This window comes from Streptomyces sp. NPDC046900, assembly GCF_040644975.1.
Taxonomy (GTDB): domain Bacteria; phylum Actinomycetota; class Actinomycetes; order Streptomycetales; family Streptomycetaceae; genus Streptomyces.
The window spans coordinates 20,894-37,097 of the sequence record NZ_JBEYXD010000078.1 but is presented as its reverse complement, the minus strand read 5'-3'; the positions used below and the strand labels follow the sequence as shown (position 1 = coordinate 37,097).

At 68.1% G+C, this 16,204-nt stretch carries 15 protein-coding genes and 3 pseudogenes; 6 read left to right on the top strand and 12 right to left on the bottom strand.

Annotated elements, in window-relative coordinates:
• Positions 1-166: 166 nt before the first annotated feature.
• A complete protein-coding gene (locus ABZ904_RS40590; protein ID WP_361829123.1) occupies positions 167-385 on the top strand; it encodes a peptidoglycan-binding domain-containing protein in 219 nt (72 codons plus the stop codon).
• Between the two features lie 219 nt (positions 386-604).
• On the opposite strand, the pseudogene ABZ904_RS40585 reads toward ABZ904_RS40590, so the two are convergent.
• Positions 605-851, bottom strand: a pseudogene (locus tag ABZ904_RS40585) (winged helix-turn-helix domain-containing protein).
• Between the two features lie 682 nt (positions 852-1,533).
• On the opposite strand from ABZ904_RS40585, the gene ABZ904_RS40580 reads away from it, so the two are divergent.
• Positions 1,534-1,689, top strand: coding sequence for a hypothetical protein (locus tag ABZ904_RS40580; protein WP_359412496.1), 156 nt, complete (start codon positions 1,534-1,536; stop codon positions 1,687-1,689).
• A gap of 81 nt (positions 1,690-1,770) precedes the next feature.
• Positions 1,771-2,121 (top strand): hypothetical protein, encoded by a 351-nt coding sequence (locus ABZ904_RS40575; RefSeq protein ID WP_361829120.1) that lies wholly within the window; start codon positions 1,771-1,773, stop codon positions 2,119-2,121.
• Between the two features lie 1,175 nt (positions 2,122-3,296).
• Here ABZ904_RS40575 and ABZ904_RS40570 read toward each other — a convergent pair.
• Positions 3,297-3,524 (bottom strand): annotated as a pseudogene (locus ABZ904_RS40570) (hypothetical protein); the annotation flags it as partial.
• Between the two features lie 148 nt (positions 3,525-3,672).
• Here ABZ904_RS40570 and ABZ904_RS40565 point away from each other — a divergent pair.
• Positions 3,673-4,319 (top strand): annotated as a pseudogene (locus ABZ904_RS40565) (IclR family transcriptional regulator C-terminal domain-containing protein); the annotation flags it as partial.
• A 580-nt stretch (positions 4,320-4,899) separates the two neighbouring features.
• Here the strand turns inward: ABZ904_RS40565 and dmpG are convergent.
• Genes dmpG through ABZ904_RS40550 form a run of 3 tightly spaced genes read right to left on the bottom strand, consistent with a single transcriptional unit; the run spans position 4,900 to position 7,700 of the window.
• Positions 4,900-5,925, bottom strand: a complete 1,026-nt coding sequence (dmpG, locus tag ABZ904_RS40560) for a 4-hydroxy-2-oxovalerate aldolase (RefSeq protein WP_361829118.1) — start codon at positions 5,923-5,925, stop codon at positions 4,900-4,902.
• Positions 5,922-6,884, bottom strand: coding sequence for an acetaldehyde dehydrogenase (acetylating) (locus ABZ904_RS40555; RefSeq protein ID WP_361829116.1), 963 nt, complete (start codon positions 6,882-6,884; stop codon positions 5,922-5,924). Before ABZ904_RS40555 ends, dmpG begins: the two co-directional genes overlap by 4 nt.
• A 9-nt stretch (positions 6,885-6,893) precedes the next feature.
• On the bottom strand, positions 6,894-7,700 hold the full coding sequence (locus ABZ904_RS40550) for a fumarylacetoacetate hydrolase family protein (protein WP_361002180.1): 807 nt from the start codon (positions 7,698-7,700) through the stop codon (positions 6,894-6,896).
• A gap of 71 nt (positions 7,701-7,771) precedes the next feature.
• Here ABZ904_RS40550 and ABZ904_RS40545 point away from each other — a divergent pair, with 71 nt between their 5' ends.
• Positions 7,772-8,521 carry an IclR family transcriptional regulator gene (locus ABZ904_RS40545; RefSeq protein WP_361002177.1) on the top strand — a complete coding sequence of 250 codons (750 nt, stop codon included), beginning with the start codon at positions 7,772-7,774 and terminating at the stop codon, positions 8,519-8,521.
• Here the strand turns inward: ABZ904_RS40545 and ABZ904_RS40540 are convergent.
• The 7 genes from ABZ904_RS40540 to ABZ904_RS40510 form a co-directional block, all read right to left on the bottom strand.
• Positions 8,496-8,705: a hypothetical protein gene (locus ABZ904_RS40540; RefSeq protein ID WP_359407062.1), complete on the bottom strand. Its 210-nt coding sequence runs from the start codon at positions 8,703-8,705 to the stop codon at positions 8,496-8,498. The two genes, ABZ904_RS40545 and ABZ904_RS40540, sit on opposite strands and share 26 nt — an antisense overlap.
• A gap of 1,093 nt (positions 8,706-9,798) precedes the next feature.
• Complete coding sequence (locus tag ABZ904_RS40535) at positions 9,799-11,376, bottom strand: acyl--CoA ligase family protein (protein ID WP_361829113.1); 1,578 nt, start codon at positions 11,374-11,376, stop codon at positions 9,799-9,801.
• Positions 11,373-12,044, bottom strand: coding sequence for a nitroreductase family protein (locus ABZ904_RS40530; protein WP_361829111.1), 672 nt, complete (start codon positions 12,042-12,044; stop codon positions 11,373-11,375). Before ABZ904_RS40530 ends, ABZ904_RS40535 begins: the two co-directional genes overlap by 4 nt.
• A gap of 21 nt (positions 12,045-12,065) precedes the next feature.
• Entirely contained in the window at positions 12,066-13,250 is a 1,185-nt protein-coding gene (locus ABZ904_RS40525; RefSeq protein ID WP_361829109.1) for a flavin reductase, read from the bottom strand.
• Positions 13,251-13,259: 9 nt separating this feature from the next.
• Positions 13,260-14,501, bottom strand: a complete 1,242-nt coding sequence (locus ABZ904_RS40520) for an LLM class flavin-dependent oxidoreductase (protein ID WP_361002167.1) — start codon at positions 14,499-14,501, stop codon at positions 13,260-13,262.
• Positions 14,502-14,602: 101 nt separating this feature from the next.
• Positions 14,603-14,905: a hypothetical protein gene (locus ABZ904_RS40515; protein WP_359407077.1), complete on the bottom strand. Its 303-nt coding sequence runs from the start codon at positions 14,903-14,905 to the stop codon at positions 14,603-14,605.
• On the bottom strand, positions 14,906-15,208 hold the full coding sequence (locus tag ABZ904_RS40510; RefSeq protein ID WP_359407080.1) for an EthD family reductase: 303 nt from the start codon (positions 15,206-15,208) through the stop codon (positions 14,906-14,908). It abuts the gene before it with no gap.
• 153 nt (positions 15,209-15,361) lie between these two features.
• Between ABZ904_RS40510 and ABZ904_RS40505 the strand changes: the two genes are divergently transcribed.
• On the top strand, positions 15,362-16,168 hold the full coding sequence (locus tag ABZ904_RS40505) for an SDR family NAD(P)-dependent oxidoreductase (RefSeq protein WP_361002162.1): 807 nt from the start codon (positions 15,362-15,364) through the stop codon (positions 16,166-16,168).
• The last annotated feature ends 36 nt before the right edge of the window (positions 16,169-16,204 follow it).

Sequence of the window (16,204 nt, the reverse complement as noted above, 5' to 3'; positions counted from 1 at the left end):
GCCGGCAGCGCTCTTGGCGTCGACGTCGACGTCGACGCCAAGAGCGCTGCCGGCGTCGACGCTGGCGTCGGCCACGCCGACAGCCCCGAACCGCGTGCCGACGGTCCCTACCGCTGGCTCGGTCGGTTCAGCGCAGCCTCGTGAGAGCCAGACCGTCACGGGACCGGTGCTGCGCCGCGGCGACAAGGGCCCCGAGGTCGTGGAACTGCAGCAGCGCCTGCGCCAGCTCTCGTTCTACACCCACGACATCACCGGTAACTTCAACATCCAGGTCGAGAACTCCGTGCGCCGCTACCAGAGCGCCCGAGGCATCTCCGGAGAGCCGGGCGTGTACGACGCGGCGACGCGCCGCGGTCTGGAGTCGGAGACCTCGGAGCCCGACTGAGCGTCTGGTCCGCTGATCGGCCGGCACCGATAGCGGCGGCCGAGAGCGGCACGCTGGAGGCGTACCCGGTGTACTTCAACACCCGCGAGTGTGGGGGTTGGCCGCCGCTGCATAAGACGCAATCACCTGCGTATTCAACGCTGGAACCGTCGACACGTCGTTTAAACCCGTCAGGGGCACGGCTTCGGCCGTGCCCCTCCTTATTCGCTCTCGGCTTGCTCAGGCCGGGGAAGCGTTGATCGTTCCCTTTGCGGGCAGCGTCACTGCGAGCCCGCGTTCCCGCAATTCCTGAACAGCTCTCCGTGTCGTGCCAATGGCTACGCCGTACTGCTCGGCCAATGCCCGTTCACCGGGCAAGCGTGCACCAGACCGAAGCTTCCCCGCTACGATTTTCCGCCGCGATGTGGTCGTCGACTTGCCGATAGACGTACTCGGCGGCTTCCGGGTTCACCGGCGGGTCTGTCATGCCCCGAAGCTAGATCGGTAGGCAGCAGTGCGCAGCTTGAGGTAGCGGCATGCAGCTCCACGGCACGTAGAAGTTTGGTGCAGTAACGGTGGAGAGTGCGGCAACGCTGGAGAGTATCGAGGGGAGGTCGCATGCTCGCCGTGAAGATCGATGAAGCGACCGGGGCCGCGTACGACAAGGGTCTATGGATGGCCGTCCGACCGAAGCGTGCTCTCGAAGCTCACGGGATCACCCTTCCTTCCCGGTCCGGGAAGTGGCCCATGAACGGAACCCCCATGGTCGAGTTGGGGGGATGCCGAGCGGATGTGGCCGAGGCCCTGGCCGCCGTCCTCGAAGGGAGGGCCACGGAGTGACCCATGGGCGCGTCTTCCGATACGTCGAGTACCTGACTTGCCAAGACCCGAGCGGCGAACTGTCTTGGGCCGTCGAGTGCGTATCCGGCGACGAGAGCGACTGTGGAGCGTCCTCGGGACCGATGACCGGGGAGACCCCCGCCATTCGATGGATGAGCCACCACACTGCCTCGACCGGACACAACCGCTACCGACGAACCTTCACCGACTACGCCATTACCAAACCGAAGAGCTAAAAGGCCCGTAGAGACGACGAATTCTGCCGCCCGGACGCCCAAAAAGGGGGTGCCGGGCCACCCACCGTTATGTCAGTCTGTGAGACTCGCGCGGTGATGACCTCGAACGACGCTGCTCGAGCGACCTTGATCCGCCGGAGTTTCGCCCTGGAATACACCACGCTCGGCTGGAAAGTGATCGGCATCGTGGTGCTCGCGGTGGCCGCGACCTCTTCGGGTCATAACGGGCACGCGGCGGGCACGCGTTGATCGTGGCATCCTCGGCCCGTGGGGCCGCGAAGTGGCACCCGGCGCCTACGAGGGCGTCCTGCGCTATCGGAGCACCTACTGGTGGGGTGGAACGACGAGACCGTTCCGCACGAGAACCCGACGGGCACGCCCGTGCTCGGCGACCGGGTGCCCGTGCTCATCGTCTACGGAGAGCTGGACACGCAGGCGAACAGCCCGTCGTCGCTTCCCGCAGTCATACGCTTCTCCGTCCCGGCTCTGTATGAGGCCATCAAGGGGCCGAAGAAACTGATGTTCTGCTTCGCCGGCTCGGGCCACTCCATGGTTTGGGAGCGTTCGGCCGAGGCCCTGCAGCACATGTCGAAGCAGTGGCTGCAGCATGCCAAGGTGGAGGGCCTGACCAGCGGAAGCTACTTCAGAGACCCGGACGGTGTCCTGACGCCCCTGCCGTAAAGCAGCTGCGGGGAAAGGAGGGCCGTCGTCCCAGTAGGGCGGCGGCCCTTGGACGTGCTGGTGAGAGGTCGGCGTCGCCGACGGGCTGCAACACCCCGGGAGTGTTGCGCCCGGCTGTGACCGGACAGTGCATCAACTCGGGTGAGGACGGCCGTACGCCCAAGCGCTTAGAAGAGAGTTGCACGCTTCCGCTCAACTAGGCCTCTGATCTGCATGTTTGTTGATGGCGGCATGCCGAGAGCACTGGACTTCGCCGCGCATTCACCGGAGGAGAGCATTCCGGTGACACCTTCGGGCCCTCGTCGAGCCAGGTTGGGGTCCACCAGTGCGGGTCCTCATCGGACCCCGGGCACAGCAGGCGGCCTGCGCGGCCAGGAACGGCTCCGGAGGCCTTTAACACCTATGCAAAGGCGCAGGTAGCGGTCTCGCGCTTGGCGGACCGGGTAAGGCACATCCACAAATGGTCCACGGCCCGCTGGCCACAGCTTCAGGAGATTTTCCGGTCAAATCGGAAATCACGCCCTCGGTGTAGTCCCGTGGCCGGGGAGGCCAAAGGTCGACGGATTACGCTTAGTAAGTGCTGTGAACACTTTGAGTACGGGCTGTCGTATGTTGTCATTCCCGTTGTAGTGCTGATCCTGGTTTCGGGCTTCCCAAAGGAGTTCCGCGAGAGGAAGGCCGGCAATCACCGGACGCGACTGGCTTCTTGCCTTGCTCGTGGCGTACCCACTCTCTTTAAGGTATGCATGAATCCTGGTAAGGACGTATCCGCTGAGATCTCGTCCAGGGTCACCGGACCGGATCAAGGTTCGGACTCCCTCTCCGCCTCATGCAGTGCCACGGACTTCCTCTCGTACCCCGACTCGTTGTAGGCGCGAGTGAAGTAGATCTGGTCATCCCAGGTGTCATCGGCTGGATGCCAAGCCGGTACCGGTGCCAGAGCGCCCGTGACCCACTTCTTGGCCTTCTGCAGGGACTGATCAAGCAGTGGAATCTTGTCGCGCAACGCCGCGTCTGCTGACTCAGGCGATTCTGATGATGTCCACTTGGTCCAGGAGACCAATGGTCCAATCGTGATTCGCATCGAACATCAGGTCAGGACCTCATCTCCCTTGTCAGCGAGTACATCGCCAGGCGGTGCCTGGGCACGGCTGCTCAGACGACGGTCAAGCCTGTTAGTAGTGCCACCGGTTCGCGCCGGCCTCGTAGCCACACGTGATCTCACGTCCGGCCCCGTACGTGGTTGCCGCACCGACGTCGGAGTTCCGGCAGAACTGTCCCGCGTGGTAGCAGTTGCCGGCGTTGGACCGGATGCTGCACAGCTGTGTCTTGGTGGAGCTGCCGCCCGTCGACGTGCTCCCACCCGAGCCAGAGCCTCCGGAGGAAGACGATCCGCCGCTGCTGGACGTACTACCGGACGAGGCACGCGGGGGATGTGCGCACGACTCGCCAGCCTCCACGATCTTGAACGAGAGCTTCGTGGCCGTGCTGTAGACACCAGCGGACGGCGTCTGTGAGCTTACCTTCCAGTTGTAGGTGTGCACCACGGTGCGACTGCTGCAGACCCTCGTCGGCTGCGACTGGGTGCGCTCCGAAACGACCGGCTCCCTCTACGGCATCGGGATCCGCGCCCTGCACACGGGTACCAGCTACTTGGACAGCGACCCGCATGTGCGCACGATCCGCCCCTATCTCGACGAGGCCTCGGAGGCGCTCGGCGAGACGATCCAGCCGGCCCGGCTCGACGGCGCGAACGACGTCTACCTCGCGACGCGCGAGTCCCACGAGTACCTGCGCACCATCAGCCGGGTCGGCCGCCGGATTCCCGCCCACGCCGGCGCGCTGGGCAAGGCACTCTGCTCGCCGAGCGCGCCGATGACCGACTCCCGCTTCCCGACGGCCCGTTGCCGACCCTCACGGAGAACACGCACACCGAACGTGGCACGCTACTCGCCGACCTCGCCGAAGTACGCGAGCGCGGCTACTCCATCGACCGCGAGGAGACGGTGACGGGCATCGCCGGCTTCGGCCTCGCCCTGCGCTACGACGCACCGGCCACCGACGCCATCAGCTGCTCGGTCACGGTGGCCCCGCTCAGCGAGGAGCACGAAGCCGGGATCGTCGCGGTCATGTGGGAGACACGTACGAAGATCGAGAGTGCCGTGTCACCCGCTTCAGGCGCGCCCGACTGGCGCTGACCTGCCGCTCCCCTATTCCCTGCCTCGCCCAACTCCGCCCAGCACGACGTGCCGTCCTCCTCGCCCGCATCGGGACCCCTGCGGTCCTTGAACTGCGGTAGCACTCAGGAAGGCGTTGTCACGTTGTTGGGTGTGGTCATGTCCGACGGTGTGTCGGGGTGTGGTTGGAGCCGGGTTCGAGGGCTGTGCTCAGGCCGTGGTGGACAGACCCGTGGTGCCGGTGATCTGCTCCCAGGTCTCGAAGCGGACGGTCATCTCGGCTCGGTAGTGGTGTGCGGTCATGTACTGGTGGCGCGATTCGGTGCGGCTGCTGGAGGTGTCGGCGGGTAGTGAACAGCGGACGCCGCGTACAGCGCACTACCCGGGCCGGGAGTTCATGATCCCTGCCGCATTCGGGGCGGTCCTCGCCGGGCTGAGCGCGGCGTTCCTGTGGTCGGGGCTGTGGCGGATCGTGCATGGGGCGTGTCCCGGTTCGACTGGCCGTGGCAGACGACGGTGCCGGGGGTGACCTTCACCCGGGCAGGGCTGGGTGGGGGCCCTCGGCGGAATGTTCGCGGGCCAGGACAGCCACGACAGCTGGCTAGAGCGAAAGCTCCTGTCGGCTGGACGCAAGGTCGAGGGCGATGTCAATGATCATGTCCTCCTGCCCGCCGACCAGGCGCCGCCGGCCGCACTCCATCAGGATGTCGCGTACGTCGACGTCGTACCGCTGTGAGGCAATCTCCGCGTGCCGAAGGAAGCTGGAGTAGACGCCCGCATAGCCCAACGTGAGGGTCTCGCGGTCGACCCGGACCGGTCGGTCCTGCAGCGGTCGGACGATGTCGTCCGCGGCGTTCTGCAGCTTGAACAGGTCGCAGTTGTGCTTGAAGTCCGACAGGTTCGCGACAGCGATGAACGTCTCGATCGGACAGTTCCCTGCGCCTGCACCGTGTCCTGCAAGCGAGGCGTCGACGCGGTAGACGCCGTTCTCGACCGCGACCACCGAGTTGGCGACGGACAGCGAGAGGTTCTCGTGGGCGTGGACGCCAAGCTCGGTCCCTGGGTCGAGGACATCGCGGTAAGCGCGCACCCGGGCAGCGACATCATTCATCGTCAGTCGGCCACCGGAGTCGGTGACGTAGACGCATTGGGCTCCGTACGACTCCATCAGTTTGGCCTGTCGGGCGAGCTGCTCGGGCTCGGCCATGTGGGAGAGCATCAGGAATCCGGAGACATCCATGCCCATCTCGCGGGCCGCGGCGATGTGCTGGGCGGAGATGTCGGCCTCGGTGCAGTGGGTGGCCACGCGCACCGAGCGGACGCCGAGGTCATAGGCGTGCTTGAGCTCGTGGATCGTGCCCACGCCCGGCAGCAGCAGAGTGGTGAGACGGGCGTTCTCGAGGACCGAGGCGGCAGCCTCGATCCACTCCCAGTCGGTGTGGGAGCCAGGGCCGTAGTTGACCGAGCCGCCAGCGAGGCCGTCACCGTGGGCGACCTCGATAGCGTCGACGCCTGCCTCGTCCAGTGCCACGACGATGCGCTTGACGTCGTCGGGCGTGGTGCGGTGCCGGACAGCGTGCATTCCGTCGCGGAGGGTGACGTCCTGTATGAAGATCGGGGTGCTCACTTCGAGGTCTCCTTCGCGGCAGCGATCTTCTCTGCCATCTGCACTGCGGCCGAGGTCATGATGTCGAGGTTTCCGGCGTACGCCGGGAGGTACATGCCCGCGCCCTCGACCTTGAGGAAGACCGACACCTGGTGGGTCGGCCGCGCGTGCCATCCGGCCGCCAGCAGCGTCTCGACGGGCTGGTCGGCCGGAATCTCGCTGATCTGGACGTCCTGGACCATTCGGTAACCCGGAACGTACGCGGCAACCTCGGCGACCATCTTCCTGATCGACTCGGTGATCTGTGTCTTCGCGGTCTCGCCGTCCTTCCCCTCGGGCAGGGCGACCAGCGCGAAGACGGTGTCACGCATCATCAGCGGCGGCTCGGCCGGGTTGAGGATGATGATCGCCTTGCCTCGCCGGGCGCTGCCGACCTCCACGATCGCGGCGGAGGTCGTCTCGGTGAACTCGTCGATGTTCGCCCGTGTACCGGGGCCGGCCGACTTGGAGGCGATTGAGGCGACGATCTCGGCGTACGCCACCGGGACGACCCTGCTGATCGCGGCCACGATCGGGATCGTGGCCTGGCCGCCGCAGGTGACCATGTTGACGTTGGACGCGTCGAGGTGCTCATCGAGGTTGACCGCCGGGATCACGTACGGCCCGAGCGCAGCTGGCGTCAGGTCGATCATCCGGATGCCGAGCGGGCGCAGTTTCTCGTCGTTGTATGTGTGCGCACCGGCCGAGGTGGCGTCGAAGACGATGCCGATGTCGTCGATCTGCGGCGACTTCAGCAGCCCGTCCACGCCCTCGGCGGTGGTCTCGAACCCGAAGCGCCTGGCGCGGGCCAGGCCGTCGGAGGCCGGGTCGATGCCGACCATGACTCCCATCTCGAGGTGCTGCGCGTTGCGCATGATCTTGATCATCAAGTCGGTGCCGATGTTGCCCGGCCCGATGATGGCGACCTTCGTCTTGCTCATCGTCGTTCCTTATGGGGAGAAGGTGATCGACACCGTGCCGAGGCCGGTGACAGTGGCGTGTACGGCGGCGCCCGGCATCACGGGACGCATCGGGCCGAGGGCACCCGAGAGGATGACCTGGCGGGCGCGCAGCGGGTCGCCCAGTTCGCGGGCCTGGCGGGCGAGCCAGACGACGGCGTTGACCGGGTCGCCCAGGCAGGCGGCGCCGCTGCCGGTGGAGACGGTCTCGCCGTCGATCGCCATCGTCATCTCGGTCGCGACGGGGTCGAACTGCTTGAGCGTCCGCCGCTGCGTGCCGAGCACGTAGCCGCCGGCCGAGGCGTTGTCGGCGACCGTGTCACCGAAGCTGATGTCCCAGTCGGCCACGCGGCTGCCGCAGATCTCGATTGCGGCGACGGCGTAGTCGATGGCTTCACGTACCTGGACGTCGTCGAGCGGTCCATCGGCCAGGTCGGCCTTGAGCACAAAGGCGATCTCGGCCTCGATGCGTGGTTGGAGGATCGCGTCGGCCGGAACGATGGAGCCGTCGGCGTACTCCATGTCGTCGAAGAGGATGCCGAGGTCAGGCCGGTCGACGCCGAGCTGCTCCTGCACGGCGGAGGAGGTGAGGCCGATCTTCCGGCCGACGACCGTGGCGCCGGCCGCGATCCGCTCGGTGGTCAGCTGCAGCTGCACGGCGTATGCCGCCTCGACGTCGTCACGGCCGATCAGGTCGCGCACGGGGGCGGCAGGGGTGCCGGTGGCCGCGGCCTCGCGGAGCCGGGCGGCGGCGGCGGCGATGCTGTCGCTGCCGACAACGGGGTGGGTCTCGGGCATGGCATCCAATCTGCGGCAACGGGCGGAGCGAACTCCACATGAGCGTTCCACTCAGCGGTACGCTCTTGGACATGGAGGATCGCGACACCGTCTTGGGCAAGGCGTTGGGGATCCTGCGCGCGTTCGGCCCAGCCGACTCCGTGCTGCCGCTCGCCGAGTTGGTTCGCCGTACGGATCTACCCAAGGGCACCGTCCACCGCGTTGCCAAAGACCTGGTCCACCACCGGCTGCTCGACAAGACTGCCCACGGCTACCGACTCTCCGGCGGCCTCTTCGAGCTAGGCCTGCGCGCCGCCGCCGAGCGCACGCTGCTGGAGTTGGCGATGCCGTTCCTGCAGGATCTCTACGAGCGCACCCACGAGACGGTGCACCTCGGCGTGCGCGAGGGCCATGAGGTCGTCTACATCGCAAAGATCGGCGGGCACCGCCAGGCCAAGGCGCCGTCGCGCACCGGCGGGCGTATGCCGATGCACTGCACTGCCATCGGCAAGGTGCTGCTGGCCCATGCGGGGGAAGACGAGCAGGCCGCCGTACTGACCGGCCCTCTTGAGCGCCGCACGCCCCATACCGTCATCGCGCCAGGCATCCTGCGCAGACAGCTCTCGACGGCGGTCGAAACCGGTGTCGCCTACGAACGGGAGGAGTCGACGCCCGGCCTCCTCTGTGTGGCTGCGCCGGTCCTCAAGCCCGACGGGCGCACGGTGGTGGCCGCCATCAGCGTGACCGGCCCTGTCGGACGCTTCCGCCCCGAAGCCCACGAAACCGCTGTGCGTGCCGCGGCGACGGCGCTGGGTTCTACCCTTGCGCGCCGAGGTCGCTGATAGTGGCGCCGCTCTCGGAAAACCAGGAGGGCGTCGGATCGCTCATCCAGTAGAAGCCCTCCGGCGTGCGCGGGTCGTCCGGGGTGGCCGTGGTGAGCGCCGAGTCGGTCGGGGCGTCCTGGCTGGTGGCCTTCGCCCCCGCGACGGCGGTTCCCGTGTTGGCGTCGGCGACGATGCCCGTCACCAGACTGCCATGAACCGGGTCGTAGCTGCGGTTGCCGACGCGGACGTTGTCGACCGCCCACCACCAACCGGAGCTAGCGATCCAGCAGCGTCAGCCCTCCCTGCAGGACATCTCGGAGGCGGCGGCTTCTGCACAGGAACAGATAGCGGGAGACGCCCCGGCCACGACAGGGCTCAGCCCGGCGGCACAGCTGGCCATGCGTCGCGAATTGCGCCAGCAGCTGCGCCCCGACAATCCCGAGCTACAGCGCATCGTAAAAGCCGTCGCCGGGCGGCTGACTGCCAATCCTCGTCAGATCAAGCGTTTCGTCAACGTGTTCCGCTTCTACGCCGTCATCCGGCAAGAACGCGTGGCAGCCGGCCTCCCAGCCCCTGACACTCTCGCTGCGATCGCGAAACTCGCGGTGCTTGCCGTGCGATGGCCGCACTTGCGTGCCGCCCTGGCCGGCAGATCGGCCCGACCGAGCGCGACACGGTCCTCGCACTGCTGGAGGCGCCCATCGCCGGGCTGCCCGAGGACGCGAGCTGGTCCGCCCGGCGCGAGGCATTGCGCACCGTGCTGACGGATGCTCAAATCCCGGACGCGCTACGGACGAGCCTCCTAGCTTCAGAGGACCCGTGCCAGTTGGTCGCAACCGCTCCACCGATCGGCACCGCGGCCGCTGGCTACCTCTGGCTCGTCAGCAACTACTGGGCTTCCGGTGCCACTGCGGCCGCCGCCGATCCAGAGACTTGCGCATGTCCGCCACGTCACGGCCCCGGAGTCGTGGCCCGGCTACCTAGAAGGTGGTGCCGACCTGTGGAACCTGTCACACGGTGTAGCAGCGCCACCGAACGATCTGCCCGCCGCCGACGAGCACGCGTCCACACCGCCCAGCGGCCGACGGTCCGGCGGCGTCACCCGCCGCCCGGGCCGGGGACGGGGCATCCTCAGCGACCGTAGGGCCGGAGACCGGGCACCTGGTGACGGCCACTGCGGGGCCAGGAGGCAACGCACCACCCTCGCGGACGTCACACAGAAGACTCACATCGACAACACCGTCGGGTGGGCCGGCCGAGGCGGCGCGCTGCTATCCGCCTGGCCGGCCGGAGCACTACTGAATCCTGCGCTCCGCCCCGGCCCAGGCCCGATCGCGCAGGATGAACTTCTGTATCTTGCCGGTGGAGGTCTTGGGCAACTCCCCGAACACCACGCGCTTGGGCGCCTTGAAGCGGGCCAGCCGGGCCCGGACGAACTCAATGATCTCGGCCTCGGTGACCTCGGCGCCGTCCAGCAGGCTCACGTATGCGGCGGGCACCTCGCCCCAGCGCTCGTCGGGTACCGCGATGACCGCGACCTCCGAGACGGCCGGATGGTCGGCGATGACCTGCTCGACCTCGACCGACGCCACGTTCTCTCCGCCGGAGATGATCACGTCCTTGCTGCGGTCGCGCAGTTCGACGTACCCGTCCGGGTGCACCACGCCGAGGTCGCCGGTGCGGAACCAGCCGTCCGGCGCGGCCTTCTTGGTGGCCTCCTCGTCCCTGTAGTAACCGAGCATGACGTTGTTGCCGCGCAACGAGATCTCCCCCACCGACGTCCCGTCGGCGGGAACGTCGGAACCATCCCCGGCGATCACGCGCACCGTGCAGGAGATCATGTTGCCTACGCCCTGGCGTACCTTGAGGCGGGCCCGGACCCGGTCGTCGAGGGCGTTCCACTCCGGGCGCCAATCGCAGATCATGGCCGGGCCGAACGTTTCGGTCAGCCCGTACAGATGCGTGACCTCGAACCCCAGCTCCCCCATCCGTCGCAGGATCGCCGGGGACGGCGGCGCACCGCCCGTCGCGACCTTCACCGTCTGCGCCAGCGGCGCCGCGTCCGGCGCATGGGCGAGCATCGACAGCACCGTCGGAGCACCCTCCAGGTGCGTCACTCCCTCCGTGTTCAACAGCCGCCACACCTCGGTGGGTTCGACCTTCGGCAGGCACACGTGCGTGCCCGCCGCCGCTGTCACCGCCCACGGGAAGCACCAGCCGTTGCAGTGGAACATCGGCAGGGTCCACAGGTGCACGGCCGACGGCGACAGCCCGGTGTGCCCCACCATCGCCAGCGCCTGCAAGTAGGCGCCGCGATGGTGGTACATCACGCCCTTGGGCCGTCCGGTCGTCCCGGACGTGTAGTTGATCGACAGCAGCGACCGCTCGTCCTCCGGATGGATCGCGGTGGGTGTCGCGTCGGTCAGCAGTCGCTCGTACTGCTCCCCCGCACGGATCCGGTGCGGGGGCTCGGACAGGTCGGCGACCGCGGCGTCGGCCAAGTCGTCGAAGAGCGGGTCGTGGATCAGCACCGACGCCTCGGAGTGCCGCAGGATGTAGGCGATCTCGCGGGCCGACAGACGGGTGTTGACTGCCACCAGCGGGACACCCGCCCACGGCACCCCGAAGCTCGCCTCCAGCAGCACGTGCGTGTTCGGTGCGAGCACCGCGACCGGCCGGCCCTGCGCCAGAGGCGCCAGTACGCCGGCCAGCCGGCGGCAGCGGTCATGCAACTCCGTGTATGACCAACGGCGTTCGCCGTCCACGACCGCGGTCCGCTCTCCGTGCGCCGCCGCAGCCCGGTCCAGGTAGGACACGGGGGTGAGCGGCTCGAACGACAACGTCGAAGCAGTCCGCCACTGTGGTTCGGTCATCGGTTCCGGCCCTCCGATCGGGCGCGGGTCGCGCCCCAGCGATTGAAGTGCACGACGTCTTCGACCGGCCTGCGCCTGGGTTGCGCCCACCGTCCCTTGGCGGGGCGGCCCATCGGGATCAGCGCCATGGTCAGTGCGTCAGGCGGCAAGCCGAGCAGGTCACGCAGCTCGTCCTCGTGCCCACGGTAGAGCGTGGTGAGCGAGGTGCCGATACCGTAAGCGCGTGCGGCGAGACAGAGTTGCTGCACCGCACCGTAGATGGACGCGCCGACTCGGGGGTCCTGTTCGTCCGCCGCATGGCACAGAACCGGGAAGACCCACACCGGTGCCTCCTCGATGTGGTGAGCGAGATGCTCCGCGCCGAGGAAGCCCCGCGGGCTCAGCCCGTCCGGACCGGCCGGGGAAGCCAGGATCCGCTCGCGGTGCCGGCCGTAGGCGGTCTCCCAGTTGTCCCGGTACCAGGTCGCGACACGGTTCTTGATGTCCTGGTCGGTCACCACGACCCAGCCCCACTGCTGGGCGTTGCCCCCGGACGGGCCGCGGATGGCTGCGTCGAGGACCGCCCAGAGCACGTCCTCGGGGATCGGGTCGTGGTCGAGGTAGCGGCGGGCCGGCGTGGAATGCAGCGCCTCCAGTGCGGTCAGGGCCTGCCCGGTCGGTGGCAGCATGACGGTCCTCCATGGGGGTGTTCACGGCAGGGGGCGCAGCCCGTTGCCCGCGGCATCGCAGGCTGCCCGCAGCCGTCTCGCGCAGTGGGCGATCTCGGCGCCGGACATCCGGGGCGGGAATCCGAACAGGATCAGTGCGTAGCGGGCGCGGCCGCCCTGGTCGAACACCGGCGCGCTCATCGCTCGCACCTCGTACACGGTGTCCGGGCTGAGTTCGGGCTGCCCGTACTCGACGGTCGGTTCGGGGTCGAACAGATCGTGGAAGACACTGCGCCGCCATCGGACGTCGGCGATGGTGGACAGCCTCTTGATCCTGGCGTCGAACTCGGGCTGGCTCGGGCCGCCGAGCCGGATCCAGAAGCCACGCCTGCGCACCCGGTCCAGCGCGGCGCGCCAGGCTTCGGCCTGCCCGGGGCTGAGTGGTGTCGGTGCCCGGGCCAGCCAGCGCCGCACATCCGTCTCGGCGGCCCAGGGCAGCCAGCTCATGCCCAGCGGGGGCGCGAGCGGGGAGCGCATCCCGACGCGGACGGCCGGCTGGCCGCCGGGCGGTGTCCCCGCGCTGGCCACGTGCACGATCTCGTCGCCGACGATCGCTCCGGCCACGCACTCGACGGACATCTCCCGTGCGATGCGTTCCATCTCCGGCCGTCCGGGGTCCACGTTGCGCAGCACGTCGAAGAGGTCGGCGTCGGCGGCTGCCCGGGACGACGGTTCGAAGCGGCCGTAGCCGCCCTCGAAGAAGACCAGGGGCATGGTGGGGTTGCCGAGGCTCATCTGCGTGACGCGCCCGATGACGATGTCGTGGTCGCCTGCGGTGTGCACGGCGTCCAGGTCGCACTCGATCCAGGCGACGACGCCGTCCAGGACCGGCAGTCCGCTCGGGCCGGGCCGCCACCCGAGCCCGGCGAACTTGTTCGGCGCCTTCGACGCGAAGGCCCGGCAGACGTGCTCCTGGTCGGCGCCGAGGATGTTGACGCAGAAGCGTCCGGCCGCGCGGATCTTCGGCCAGGACGTCGACGAGTGGTCCGGCAGGAACGCCACCAGCGGCGGGTCGAGGGACACCGAGGTGAACGACCCGACCGCCATGCCGACCGGGGCGCCGTCCGGGTGGATGGCGCTGATCACGCAGACACCGGTCGGATAGGTACCGAGAACCTGCCGGAACCACCGGGGGTCGACGGCTGTGGTGCTGTCCGTGGTGGTCATCGGCGTCTCTCAGGCCGGCTGGTCGGTGAGCTGCAGCGCCGCCACCCGCTCCTGGCTCACCTTCGGCGTCCACCGGTCCTCGTACTCCGCCCAGATGTCGCGCAGCTTCGGAGCGACCCGCGTGCCGAAGAGGTAGTTGTTCTTCGCGGCCACCTCCTCGGGCAGGTTGCCGACGTGCATGCAGGTGATGAGCTGGCCGATGCGCAGGTCGGTGACGAGTTCGCGTACCCGCTGCTCGACCCGCTCCGGCGTGCCGGCGATGATGTAGCCCAGCCGGTCGTAGTCCCAGAAGCTCAGCTCACCCTTGTTCGCCTTCTCGCGTTCCTCGGCGGAGATGGTCCGCTCCCTGGTCAGCATGGCGCGCAGGGACTCCTGGGTGGTGTAGCCGGGAGGGTTGCCGAACTCCGGCGCCACGGGGTTCTGCCGGTAGAAGTAGCGGACGGCGTCGTAGTACTGCTCCTCGGCCTCCTTGTCGGTGTCGGCGCAGCAGATGACCTGGGTGAAGGCCATCCGGTTGGGGTTCATGTTGCCGCCGGTGGACTCGGTGTAGTCCCAGAAGCCGTTGACGATCGGGGTCGCGCTCTGCTTGCCGGAGAAGGACAGGTAGCCGTAGCAGTAGTCGAGTTCGTTGACGACCGACCAGGTCTCGACGCTGCCGCTGCCGGGGATCCATATGGGCAGCTCGCTCTGGACGGGACGCGGCCACGGATTGACGTAACGCAGCTGGTTGTACTTGCCGTTGAAGGCGAAGGGTTCCTTGGCCTTCCATGCGCGGTGGATGAGCTCGCGCGCCTCGTGGAAGCGCTCGCGCAGCTCGATCGGCGGGACGCCGTAGGAGAACGCGCTGTCCATCGGGGTGCCGAACACGATGCCGGCGATGACCCGGCCGCCGGACAGGCAGTCGAGCATGGCGATCTCCTCGGCGACCCGGACCGACGGGTTGTACAGCGCGAGGGAGTTGCCGCACAGCGCGATCGCGGAGTTCTCCGTGGTGGCGGCCAGTACGGCGGCGATCAGGTTGGGGGACGGCGTCATCGCCAGCGAGGTCTGGTGGTGCTCGTTGAGGAGCAGTGAGTCCCAGCCCAGCTTGTCGGCCTGCTGCATCAGGCGGATGTACATGTGGTACTCCTCGCCGACCTGGCTCGGATCGGCGTAGGACGCGGGTGGGGTGACCCAGGCGCTGCGCACCGTGTCGCCGTAGTCCTCCGGCAGGTGGGTGTGGAACTGCTGCGCGAACCAGTGGAACTTCATCTCTGTCCCCTTCGATGCGTTGGGTGCCGCCGCGGCCGGCCCGGTCACCGGCGCTGGCACATATGAACGTTAGTTTGTAGGGCGGCTCATACGGGCCTTCCTCACAGGTAATCGAGATGTGCCCTGACCGCCCCGCGCCGCTCGTCGTACCAGCCGCGGCTCACCGCGTAGGCGATCATCCCGGACAGCGAGGCCTCCCAGTCCGGGTTCACGGCACGGCCCGCCAGCGTCCGCAACAGCTCGGCGGGGATCCACACGTGCTCACCGTCGCCCGTGATGCCCGCCCGGCCGAGCCGCCGCAGTGCCTCGTCGCGATCGCCGTCGACCACGACCTTCAAAGCGGTGAAGTCCTCGGGCGCGACCAGCTCGGGCGCGGCCCGCACGGCTGACTGGCGCAGTTCCATTCAGCTGATCCCGCTGAGCATCGAAACGGACTTCGTACTGGTGACGTTGGGTGCGTCGGCTGCCAGTTCGGCTCCCTGCGGGGAGGCCATCGCGGCCTGCAGGGTCTGCGCGTCGGGGAAGTACAGCTCGGCGATCAGGTGGTACAGGGCGGGTGTGCCGTCGGCGTCCGGCAGCGTGAGCGCCACCTCGAAGCGGTCAAGTCCGGGCAGCGCCCGGACCAGCGGAGTGTGCGTCTGGAAGTAGTGCTTGTCGAACGCCTCGGGGTCGGCGGGCTGTTCGTAGAGAACGGTCAGCTTGATCACGGAGATCTCCTCGAAGGGACGGTGCGGACTCGATCCGCGGGAGGCGGGATGCGGCCGCTCGACCGAACTATTGCGCTTACGAACTACTAGTCGTTAGTTTTCACCGTACACGAAAGCCCCGAAGAGAAGAACGGCCCGAAGCGAGGTTCCGCGATGGGAAAGTTGTCCGACAAGGTCGCACTGGTCACCGGAGCCGCGGCAGGCATCGGTGCCGCCACCGCCGAGGTGCTCGCGAGTCACGGCGCCAAGGTCGTACTCGGCGACATCCGCGGCGAACTGGTGGCGCAGACGGCGAAGCGCATCGGTGAGGCCGCCTCCGCCGTCACCTACGACGCGGCCGACACGGCGTCCGTCGAGCATCTCGTCGACGAGGTGATCGCCCGGCACGGCCGACTGGACGTGCTGCACAACAACGCGGCGATCACAGCGCAGGCGTGGACCCGCGACACCACCGTGCTCGACACCGAACTGGACTGGTTCGACCTGACGTTGCGGGTCAACCTGCGCAGCGGCTACATCGCGGCGAAGCGGGCGCTGCCGCACATGATCGCGGGCGGTGGCGGCGCGATCGTCAACATGGCGTCGATCGCGGCGTTCAGCGGCGGTCCGACGCTCGTCGCCTACGGCATCTCGAAGGCCGGGGTCGCCGCGATGACCAAGTACCTGGCGGCGCAGTACGGCCGGCACAACGTCCGGACAAACTGCATCGCGCCCGGCGCCGTGCTCACCGAGCAGGTGCTGGAGAACGTGCCCGGTGTCACCGAGGCAGCGGTGGCCCAACTGCCGTACACACGCGCCGGACAGGGCACCGACATCGGCAACGTGGTGGCCTTCCTCGCCAGCGAGGACGCCGCCTACGTCAACGGCCAGGTCATCACCGTCGACGGCGGCGGCACCGCCGGGATCGCCCCACCCCTGGACAGCGCGACGCAGGCCGGCAGCGGTCCGGTTCCGGCCTGACCTACGACAACCGCACACCACATCGGATAACGGAAG